Raw genomic sequence first — 9,977 nt, 5'->3', positions numbered from 1 at the left:
CCTCCAAATCGACATCGTTTACAGCGTGGACTACCAGGGTATCTAATCCTGTTTGCTCCCCACGCTTTCGCACCTGAGCGTCAGTCTTCGTCCAGGGGGCCGCCTTCGCCACCGGTATTCCTCCACATCTCTACGCATTTCACCGCTACACGTGGAATTCTACCCCCCTCTACGAGACTCTAGCCAACCAGTCTTAGATGCCGTTCCCAGGTTAAGCCCGGGGATTTCACATCTAACTTAATTGACCGCCTGCGTGCGCTTTACGCCCAGTAATTCCGATTAACGCTTGCACCCTCCGTATTACCGCGGCTGCTGGCACGGAGTTAGCCGGTGCTTCTTCTGCGGGTAACGTCAATCATGAAGCGTCTTCAGCTTCATGCCTTCCTCCCCGCTGAAAGTACTTTACAACCCGAAGGCCTTCTTCATACACGCGGCATGGCTGCATCAGGCTTGCGCCCATTGTGCAATATTCCCCACTGCTGCCTCCCGTAGGAGTCTGGGCCGTGTCTCAGTCCCAGTGTGGCTGGTCATCCTCTCAGACCAGCTAGGGATCGTCGCCTAGGTGGGCCCTTACCCCGCCTACTAGCTAATCCCATCTGGGTTCATCCGATGGCGTGAGGCCCGAAGGTCCCCCACTTTGCTCCTAAGAGGTTATGCGGTATTAGCCACCGTTTCCAGTGGTTATCCCCCTCCATCGGGCAGATCCCCAGACATTACTCACCCGTCCGCCGCTCGCCGGCAAAGAAGCAAGCTTCTTCCCGCTGCCGCTCGACTTGCATGTGTTAGGCCTGCCGCCAGCGTTCAATCTGAGCCATGATCAAACTCTTCAATTAAAGGTTTGATGCTCAAAGAATTTAACTGTGTTAGTTCGTAATGAATTAACTGTTCAGTCACTCTTCAAGACTGGTATCTTTTTCGCCTTCCGGCGTGGATAGCGTCTTGCGAGTGCCCACACAGATTGTCTGATTAATTTGTTAAAGAGCGTGGCAACCAGAAACATTCTTTCGGGTTACGAGGCTGCGTATCTTACGCTTTCCTCTGAGAGTGTCAAGCCTTATTTTTCAGGGCTTTTCACTTTGTCATCTCGACATGTTTGTGTGTTTGTCGTGACAACGGAAGCGCATTATAGGGAGCCTTTAAATTTAGGCAAGCCTTTTTTGTGATTTTTTATTTGAACGATCACAATTTAGGCTAAAAGGCTATTTTTGCCTGTTTTTTATCACATTTGGTAGGTCTGCCAGACTATTAATAACCAAGTCTGCAGCTTGTTCTGCTGCTTCTGTTACCGGTTTTCCTGTACGAACGAGGATCTTAGTTCCAACATTAGCGTCATGTGCTGCCAACATATCTTCTATTTTGTCTCCTACCATATAAGAAGCTGACATATCGATATGTAATGCTTGCTGTGCATCCAACAACATACCTGGTTGTGGTTTACGGCAATTACAGCTCTTCTTATATTCTTCATCATTCCCTTCCGGATGATGAGGGCAATAATAGATACCATCAAGATCGACGCCTCGGTCTGCTAATGACCAATCCATCCATTCTGTTAGCTGCATAAACTGATCTTCTGTAAAAATTTTACGTGCAATACCCGACTGATTTGTTACCAAGACCAGTGCATAGCCCATTTTCTTCAATTCAAGCATGGCTTCAATCACACCATCAATAAATTGAAAATTATCTATCTCATGCACATAGCCATGATCGATGTTAATCGTGCCGTCACGATCTAAAAATACGGCGGGAATACCTTGAGTCACCTGATTACTCCAAGAATGGATCAAGTAAACAGTATCGCATGATTTATTGCTGAATGAGAATGCAGCATTTAATTTATTCCCAGTTGACTTAGACGTCTAGACGCCTTAACATCCACTTTAATTCATGACTTGTTGAAATGTTCTCAAGTCATTCATCTATACATCTAATAAGAAAAAAATGATAAGACTGACTCAGATAAACAAGATATTTCAACAAGGCGCGCGTTCAATCAAAGCGCTTTCAGATATCAACTTACATGTCCCACAGGGGCAAATATATGGCGTCATCGGTTCTTCTGGTGCGGGAAAAAGTACCTTAATTCGCTGTGTGAATATGCTCGAGCGCCCAACTTCGGGTCAGGTATTAGTTGCAGGGCAAGATCTCACTTCTCTTTCAGAACGTGAACTAACTCGCGCACGTCGCCATATTGGCATGATTTTCCAACACTTTAATTTATTATCATCCAGAACAGTATTTGACAATGTTGCGTTACCTTTAGAATTGAACAACACGCCAAAAGCTGAAATAAAGGCTAAGGTTAATGAATTACTGGAGTTGGTTGGCCTTGCTGATAAGCATGACGCGTATCCTGCCAATCTGTCTGGTGGTCAAAAACAGCGCGTCGCTATTGCCCGGGCACTTGCGAACTCGCCGAAAGTACTTTTGTGTGACGAAGCCACCAGCGCATTGGATCCAGCAACAACGCGTTCTATTCTGGAACTATTAAAAGACATTAACCGCCGTTTGGGGTTAACCATTCTTTTGATCACCCATGAAATGGATGTGGTTAAGCGCATCTGTGATCAAGTTGCAGTCATTAGTGGCGGCCAATTGATCGAGCAAGATGTTGTCAGTGCAATATTTTCGCATCCTAAGACTCCGGTGGCTCAAGAATTTATCAAATCTACACTGCATTTGGACATTCCTGAAGATTACTTACAAAAGTTACAGCCGGAATCTGCGCCTGATCGCAGTCCATTATTGAAGTTGGAATTCACGGGTAAATCTGTTGATGCACCTTTAATTTCCATGGCAGTTCGCCGCTTTAATATCGATATCAGCATATTGAGTTCCCAAATGGATTACGCGGGTGGCGTTAAATTTGGTGTTATGCTGGCTGAGTTGGATGGAGAAGGCGATAGCATCAAATCAACAATTGAATTTTTAGAAACGCATCATGTGAAAGTAGAGGTTCTCGGTTATGTCTGAAGGAATGATTTTATTATTAGCTAAAGGAGTCTGGGAAACCCTCGTAATGACTTTCGTTTCTGGTTTCTTTGGCTTTGTGATTGGGTTGCCGGCTGGTGTACTTTTATATGTTACCCGTCCTGGGCAGGTTATTGAAAATGGCACACTTTATCGCATACTTTCTGCATTGGTAAATATTACTCGTTCAATACCTTTCATTATTCTGTTGGTATGGATGATTCCATTTACCCGTTTGATTGTAGGCACATCAATTGGCTTACAGGCGGCGATTGTTCCGTTGACCGTAGGGGCGGCCCCTTTCATTGCCCGCATGGTGGAAAATACATTATTAGAGATTCCGACAGGCTTAATTGAAGCGGCGCGAGCGATGGGTGCAACGCCATTCCAGATTGTTAAAAAGATTCTTTTGCCGGAAGCACTGCCAGGTTTAATTAATGCTGCCACCATTACCTTAATTACTTTAGTCGGTTATTCCGCAATGGGCGGGGCTGTTGGTGCAGGCGGTTTGGGCCAGATTGGCTATCAGTATGGTTATATCGGCTATGATGCAACAGTAATGAATACCGTATTAGCATTACTGGTTGTTTTAGTGTTCTTGATTCAATTAGGTGGCGATCGTTTAGCCAAAACCGTTAATCGTAAATAGCATTATTTCAAATAAGGAGCCACTAACGGCTCCGCTTACAAGGCTTATACCTAAAAGCCTCATTGTAATAGTACTTGTAATAGGTAGTGGTACTTGTAATAGATAGTACACAGTAGCTTGATAAGACAGGTTATAAATCAGTATTCAATAGGGGTGAAAATATGTCAGTAAAATTGAAATCCATTGCAGTAATCAGCGCTTTATTAGGTTCATTAATTATTGCTGGTTGCGGCCAGGAACAACGTGATCCAAACCATATCAAGGTTGGAGTTATTGCAGGGCCTGAGCTTCAAGTTGCTGAAGTTGCCAAGCAAGTTGCTAAAGATAAATATGGCCTTGATGTTGAGTTGACGACATTCAATGACTATGTTTTACCAAATGAGTCACTGAGCAAGGGAGATATTGATGTGAATGTCTTCCAGCATAAGCCTTATCTAGATCAACAAATAAAAGAACGTAACTACAAGCTGGCTATTGTTGGTAACTCTTTCATCTTCCCAATGGCGGCCTATTCCAAGAAAATTAAATCACTGGATGAATTGCAGGATGGTTCTCAAATTGCTGTCCCCAACGATCCAACCAACTTAGGTCGTTCGCTACTGTTATTACAAAAACAGGGTCTAATCACTTTGAAAGAGGGAGTAGGCCTGCTGCCGACCGTTCTGGACATTACCAGCAATCCTAAGCACTTGGATATCGTCCAGCTGGAAGCACCTCAATTACCACGCTCACTGGATGATCAGAAAATTGCTTTGGCTATCATCAATAACACCTATGCAGGGCAGATTGGTTTGACCCCAGAGCAAGATGGGATCTTTGTTGAAGATAAAGATTCACCTTACGTCAATATCATCGTTAGCCGTGAAGACAATAAAGATGCCGAAAATGTGCAAAAATTCGTGAAAGCATACCAATCTCCAGAAGTAGAACAAGAAGCACAAAAAGTCTTTAAAGGTGGAGCAATAAAAGGCTGGTAATCTTTCATATTCAGTCAATCAAGATTAAAATTATCGGGCGGATATTTTTATATCCGCCCGTTTTCGTTGAAAGAAACAAACGACTTTATCGTAGTTTCAATCAATAAGATTAAACCTGTTCCTCACTGACTCTATCAATATAAGGATTCAACTCGATGCGTGTGTTACCTATCTGTTTCATGGCGCTCTTTATGGTGGGGTGTACTTCACTATCAACTCAGGTCGATAAATCCAGTACATCAGATTCGAAGTTGAAACGTCAGTCAGTCAAGAAAAGCAAAACACCATCTTACGTCCATCTATACACCAAAACAGATGAGCTGTTAGGTTTACCATTTAAAGATTTAGGTATTGTAGCTGGGGAATCCTGTCGCAGTACGTTACAAGATCCCCCTGCCAGCATTGCAATTGCCCGGCAAAACATGCTGGCAAAAGCAAATTATCTAAACGCTAACGCGGTCTTACTTCATAAATGTGCGATCTTACCTGGTCAAGGTTGCTACCAAGTTGCCATTTGTGAAGGTTCAGCCCTGCTAACAACCAACAAGTAATTATTATTAAAAAACGCCCATGGCAGATTTTCATTTTACGCAAATCGGAACCATTCATTCTCCTTACAAAGAGAAGTTTGCCATTCCCCGTCAACCGGGTTTGGTGGAAGATGGTACAGGACAGTTAGAATTGCTTGCTCCTTATAATCAGATTGATGCAATACGAGGGCTGGAGCAATTCAGTCATTTATGGATCATTTTCGTTTTTCACCAAACCATGAACGGCGGCTGGAATCCATTAGTGCGCCCTCCCCGTTTGGGAGGAAATGCCAAAATGGGCGTATTTGCCACTCGTTCAACTTTCCGCCCAAATCCGATCGGCATGTCCTTAGTTGAATTGAAAGGAATTCAACACGCTAACAATCGTATCATTCTGGAACTTGGCAGTTTGGATTTAGTGGATGGTACACCCGTGATAGATATCAAACCTTATTTACCTTTTGTCGAATCACGTCCAGAAGCTAAAGCAGGGTTTGCCCAATCAGCACCAATTGCTGATATGAAAATCAATTTCTCGGCAGAAGCGGAATACCAACTTTTATCCCATCAAGCCAATTATCCTCATTTGCGACGTTTTATTAGCCAGATATTAGCTCAAGATCCTCGCCCGGCCTACCGTAAGAAAGAACGAGAAAACCGAATATATGCCGCCCATATATTGGATTTCAATGTCCGTTGGTTGGTGAATGACACTATGACAGAAGTGGTTTCTATCGAACACCGCTAAAACCACTTTTGACATCGCAAGCTCGCTGGTAGACTAGCAGTTTATTTTTATTTTCTGGGCAGGGTGGCGCTACTTGCCGCCCAGAAGCAATTTGCTATCCAATGGAAACTTATATGCGTACTAGCCAATATCTGCTCTCTACTTTAAAAGAGACGCCTGCTGATGCAGAAGTAGTCAGTCATAAACTGATGCTTCGTGCCGGCATGATCCGTAAACTCGCCTCAGGTTTGTACAACTGGATGCCGACAGGTGTCCGCGTGTTGAAAAAAGTTGAAAACATTGTTCGTGAAGAGATGAACAATGCGGGAGCGATTGAGGTTTCCATGCCGGTAGTTCAGCCAGCAGATTTGTGGCAGGAAAGTGGCCGTTGGGAACAATATGGCCCAGAATTACTGCGTTTTGTTGATCGTGGTGAACGTCCTTTCGTTTTGGGGCCAACCCATGAAGAAGTGATCACCGATTTGGTTCGCAACGAAGTCACCTCATATAAACAGCTTCCGCTGAATCTGTTCCAGATCCAGACCAAATTCCGTGACGAAGTTCGCCCACGTTTCGGTGTTATGCGTTCACGTGAATTTATCATGAAAGATGCCTATTCTTTCCACACCAGCCAAGCGTCTCTGCAAGAGACTTACGATAAGATGTATGCTGCTTACAGCAAAATCTTTACCCGTATTGGTCTGGATTTCCGCGCGGTTCTGGCAGATACCGGTTCAATTGGTGGAAATGCTTCTCATGAGTTCCAGGTTCTGGCAGCCAGCGGTGAAGATGATATCGTATTTTCAACCGAATCTGACTATGCAGCTAATATTGAGTTGGCGGAAGCAGTTATGCCATCTCAGGAACGTGCGGCTCCATCTGAGGAAATGCGTCTGGTTGATACACCAAACGCAAAAACTATTGCTGAGTTGGTCGGACAATTCAACTTACCAATTGAAAAAACAGTCAAGACGCTGATCGTTCATGCTGCGGAAGAGAGCGGACATAAGTTAGTTGCTTTGTTGGTACGTGGTGATCATGAACTAAATGAGATCAAAGCAGAAAAATTACCTCTGGTAGCCAGCCCACTGAACTTTGCGACTGAAGAAGAAATTCGTGCCATTGTAAACGCAGGCCCCGGCTCTTTAGGCCCTGTAAACCTGCCTATGCCCGTTATTATTGATCGCAGTGTATCCATCATGAGTGATTTCGGTGCAGGTGCCAACGTTGATGGCAAACACTACTTTGGTATTAACTGGGAGCGCGATCTGCCAGTGCCAGAAGTGGCTGATATCCGTAATGTCGTCGAAGGTGACGCCAGCCCAGATGGTAAAGGCACACTATTAATCAAACGTGGTATTGAAGTTGGTCATATCTTCCAATTGGGTACCAAGTACTCTGATGCCCTGAAAGCGACAGTACAGAACGAAGACGGGCACAATCAAGTTGTCAGCATGGGATGCTACGGTATTGGTGTAACCCGTATCGTTGCTGCCGCCATTGAACAAAATCATGACGATCGTGGCATTATCTGGCCAAATGCGATTGCTCCGTTCCAGGTAGCAATTCTGCCAATGAATATGCACAAATCTTATCGAGTAAAAGAAGTCGCTGAAAAATTATATGCGGACTTGCGCGCCAACGGTATTGATGTGATTTTTGATGATCGCAAAGAACGCCCTGGTGTTATGTTTGCTGACATGGAACTGATTGGCGTACCACATACTCTGGTTATCGGTGATCGTAATTTAGATAACGATGAGATCGAATACAAATACCGTCGCAGTGGCGATAAGCAGATGCTGAAACTGGAAAATATTGTTGAATATCTGCAAGGGCAAATTCAGCAAGCTTAATTTTACTTACGAGCAATAACTCAGTAAAAGCATCAGCGTAAATTGAAAAAACCTGCGTAGTTATCGCGCAGGTTTTTTTATGTGTCTCTGTTATGCGTTATTTTTTTGTATTGCAAGAAGATGACTTATCAAAACGGATTTTGCCTGTTTGGATCACTGAATTATCAAACAATCCATCTTCCATTGAAGGACGCAACGTGTAGTAACCCTCAACTTCCACATAAACTGGGGTTCCTCCTTCCACGCCCGTGGCACTGTAACCACGTTCCAAGTCAATATTTTCAGAAGCATCATAACGTTTGCCGGTACGACATTCCGTAAAAAGGGCTGAATCAGCAAAATAGCTGTATTCTCCTACCAATTTTTTCGGGGTTACCTTGACCAACTCATAGTTAAATTTCGATTCGATTGGCTCGCCGTTGATATCCAGCATAACCAAACTTTCATCTTTCATTTGGTAATAAGATTTTTTGCCATCTTCATTGCTCAATGTGACTTTTTTACCCTTTATTACCCACTTCCCTGTTTCAAAGAAAGTATTTTCCTCACTTTTAGCTTCCAGATAAGACTGCCCCAATATATAGGTCCCATCTTTGGCAAGCTGTAAGGTAGTGTCGATACCTGCGCAATCTGCACAAGGGATAACACCATTAAACACTTTCTCGGTTGGTAACGTCTTACCCTGAGATACATTGCCCGTCTGCAATGCCGGGTTATTCTGCAACATGGAGTTGTCCTGACATCCAACCGATGTAAATACTCCCGCAGCTAACAATACAAATAAAATTTTCTTATTCATCATCATTTAAACCCAATAAATTCAAAAGAATACCTAATCAATTTCGAGTTACAGTACGGCCAACGAAATAGCAACTTGAAGGATAGAGGGTATAACCCATTTTTTATAACGTCCACTCCCTATAAAACATGAGACTTAAGTAACAAAATTGACGCTACTTTACCGCATCCCAAAATACTCAGTGAGAAAAATCAAATTTTATGGCGTAATTTCATTGCCTGATGATGAGGGACAGGTTTAATCTACTCTTAATTTCAACGCAATTCCCACAGATGTATTTAGTAATCACGGTAGATTACTGTGCTATAGTCGTAGGTAGCATTTTTTGCGTTTGAGTTTGGTCAATCACGGGCGGCACGATTACCGCCAGTAACATAGTGGTGAGCAAATATGTTTATAGATACTGAATATCAACCAATTAACTGTGACGATTACGATAACCTTGAACTAGCTTGCCAACGCCAGCTTCATTTGCAGATCCAATTGCGAGATGGTGAAATATTTGAAGGAGAAGCTAAGGAATTGATTTTAAGAAAAAAAGTAGAATATCTCCTCATTGAATCAAAAGAAAAATCCCGTGAATTAAGGTTAGATCACATTATCAGTTTCAGCAATCCAGAAATTGGAACCATTGTTATTGAGCATTCTTCATTGTGATAATAACTTGCGATAATAATAGTCATTAACATGTAGAAAATCTCTACTACACTACAACAAAAGTCCTCACTTAATACGAGGACTTTATTGTTTAGTCATCCTCTTTCATATGAACCCGTTAATTACATCAAAACTGTCATCACAGTCGATGCGCACATGTATTTTATTCTGTTGGTGCCCACCGTCCCTTTCCGGCACCTGTGGATACCACTGTCGAGAGTCCTGCCCCTACAAAACTTCCCAAAAATGAGTTATTTTTATTAAAAAACATGATTATTGAGGTAGTAACATTCGAAGCATGCCAAAAACTATCTGTATTATCAATCAACTCATCATAATTACTGGTATAAACCGTCCCCAAATATTCTCCCTTACCTGGAGTACCCAATGTATCCGCCGAACCATCAAAAGTCACGTTATTATCTAAAACCACTTCTAAGGAAGCATATAATATGTAGCAAGTAAGCACAAATTTTGCACCGTAAAAATCTTTTTTATCACTTAAAAGAAATTCTTTACTTATTTCATCAATTTTACTTTGTTCTAACTTACCTTTCATATCATTGCAGAATGTAGTCAAAGATTGTAATTTAACTTCATGTTCATTAAATTCATATTTCATTATAATTCACCTTATTTAGAATAAATAACACCATTTCTAATTTTAAAAAAATCATTGCACTATAAAATGACAGTGATTAATTATAAAATCTGCTCTATATATTTAGGTGCGATTATTTCCAAGGCATTAACATAATAATAAACAACCTTAATAATACTGTAGCACCAATTTAGTAATGTCATCTTTT

The 9,977-nt window shown here is 42.3% G+C and carries 10 protein-coding genes and 1 other annotated feature (1 of these 11 cut by a window edge); of the genes, 7 read left to right on the top strand and 3 right to left on the bottom strand.

What is annotated here, in order from left to right; genetic code table 11:
• Positions 1-833, bottom strand: a sequence feature (16S ribosomal RNA rRNA prediction is too short) (it extends 139 nt beyond the left edge of the window).
• Positions 834-1,199: 366 nt separating this feature from the next.
• The gene (gmhB, locus tag Xmir_RS09100) at positions 1,200-1,766 is read right to left on the bottom strand and encodes a D-glycero-beta-D-manno-heptose 1,7-bisphosphate 7-phosphatase (RefSeq protein WP_099114068.1); all 567 of its coding nucleotides are present in this window, start codon (positions 1,764-1,766) and stop codon (positions 1,200-1,202) included.
• A 178-nt stretch (positions 1,767-1,944) separates the two neighbouring features.
• Here gmhB and metN point away from each other — a divergent pair, with 178 nt between their 5' ends.
• The 6 genes from metN to proS all read left to right on the top strand — a co-directional run bounded on the left by metN (position 1,945) and on the right by proS (position 7,712).
• Entirely contained in the window at positions 1,945-2,976 is a 1,032-nt protein-coding gene (metN, locus tag Xmir_RS09095; RefSeq protein WP_099114067.1) for a methionine ABC transporter ATP-binding protein MetN, read from the top strand.
• A complete protein-coding gene (locus tag Xmir_RS09090) occupies positions 2,969-3,622 on the top strand; it encodes a methionine ABC transporter permease MetI (RefSeq protein ID WP_099114066.1) in 654 nt (217 codons plus the stop codon). Before metN ends, Xmir_RS09090 begins: the two co-directional genes overlap by 8 nt.
• Positions 3,623-3,783: 161 nt before the next feature.
• Positions 3,784-4,599, top strand: a complete 816-nt coding sequence (locus tag Xmir_RS09085; RefSeq protein WP_099114065.1) for a MetQ/NlpA family lipoprotein — start codon at positions 3,784-3,786, stop codon at positions 4,597-4,599.
• Positions 4,600-4,754: 155 nt separating this feature from the next.
• Entirely contained in the window at positions 4,755-5,150 is a 396-nt protein-coding gene (gene rcsF / locus Xmir_RS09080; RefSeq protein ID WP_099114064.1) for an Rcs stress response system protein RcsF, read from the top strand.
• A gap of 19 nt (positions 5,151-5,169) precedes the next feature.
• Positions 5,170-5,877 carry a tRNA (N6-threonylcarbamoyladenosine(37)-N6)-methyltransferase TrmO gene (gene tsaA, locus Xmir_RS09075; protein WP_099114063.1) on the top strand — a complete coding sequence of 236 codons (708 nt, stop codon included), beginning with the start codon at positions 5,170-5,172 and terminating at the stop codon, positions 5,875-5,877.
• A 113-nt stretch (positions 5,878-5,990) separates the two neighbouring features.
• Positions 5,991-7,712 carry a proline--tRNA ligase gene (proS, locus tag Xmir_RS09070; RefSeq protein WP_099114062.1) on the top strand — a complete coding sequence of 574 codons (1,722 nt, stop codon included), beginning with the start codon at positions 5,991-5,993 and terminating at the stop codon, positions 7,710-7,712.
• Positions 7,713-7,809: 97 nt separating this feature from the next.
• On the opposite strand, the gene nlpE is transcribed toward proS, so the two are convergent.
• On the bottom strand, positions 7,810-8,511 hold the full coding sequence (gene nlpE, locus Xmir_RS09065) for an envelope stress response activation lipoprotein NlpE (RefSeq protein ID WP_099114115.1): 702 nt from the start codon (positions 8,509-8,511) through the stop codon (positions 7,810-7,812).
• A gap of 390 nt (positions 8,512-8,901) precedes the next feature.
• On the opposite strand from nlpE, the gene rof reads away from it, so the two are divergent.
• Entirely contained in the window at positions 8,902-9,168 is a 267-nt protein-coding gene (gene rof / locus Xmir_RS09060) for a Rho-binding antiterminator (protein ID WP_099114061.1), read from the top strand.
• Positions 9,169-9,331: 163 nt separating this feature from the next.
• Here the strand turns inward: rof and Xmir_RS09055 are convergent, their stop codons facing one another.
• On the bottom strand, positions 9,332-9,790 hold the full coding sequence (locus tag Xmir_RS09055; RefSeq protein WP_099114060.1) for a VapA/VapB family virulence-associated protein: 459 nt from the start codon (positions 9,788-9,790) through the stop codon (positions 9,332-9,334).
• Positions 9,791-9,977: the final 187 nt, after the last annotated feature.

The sequence above is a fragment of the Xenorhabdus miraniensis genome (genome assembly GCF_002632615.1).
Note: the sequence above shows the minus strand (reverse complement) of the source record. Positions and strands in the feature narration are given on the sequence as shown.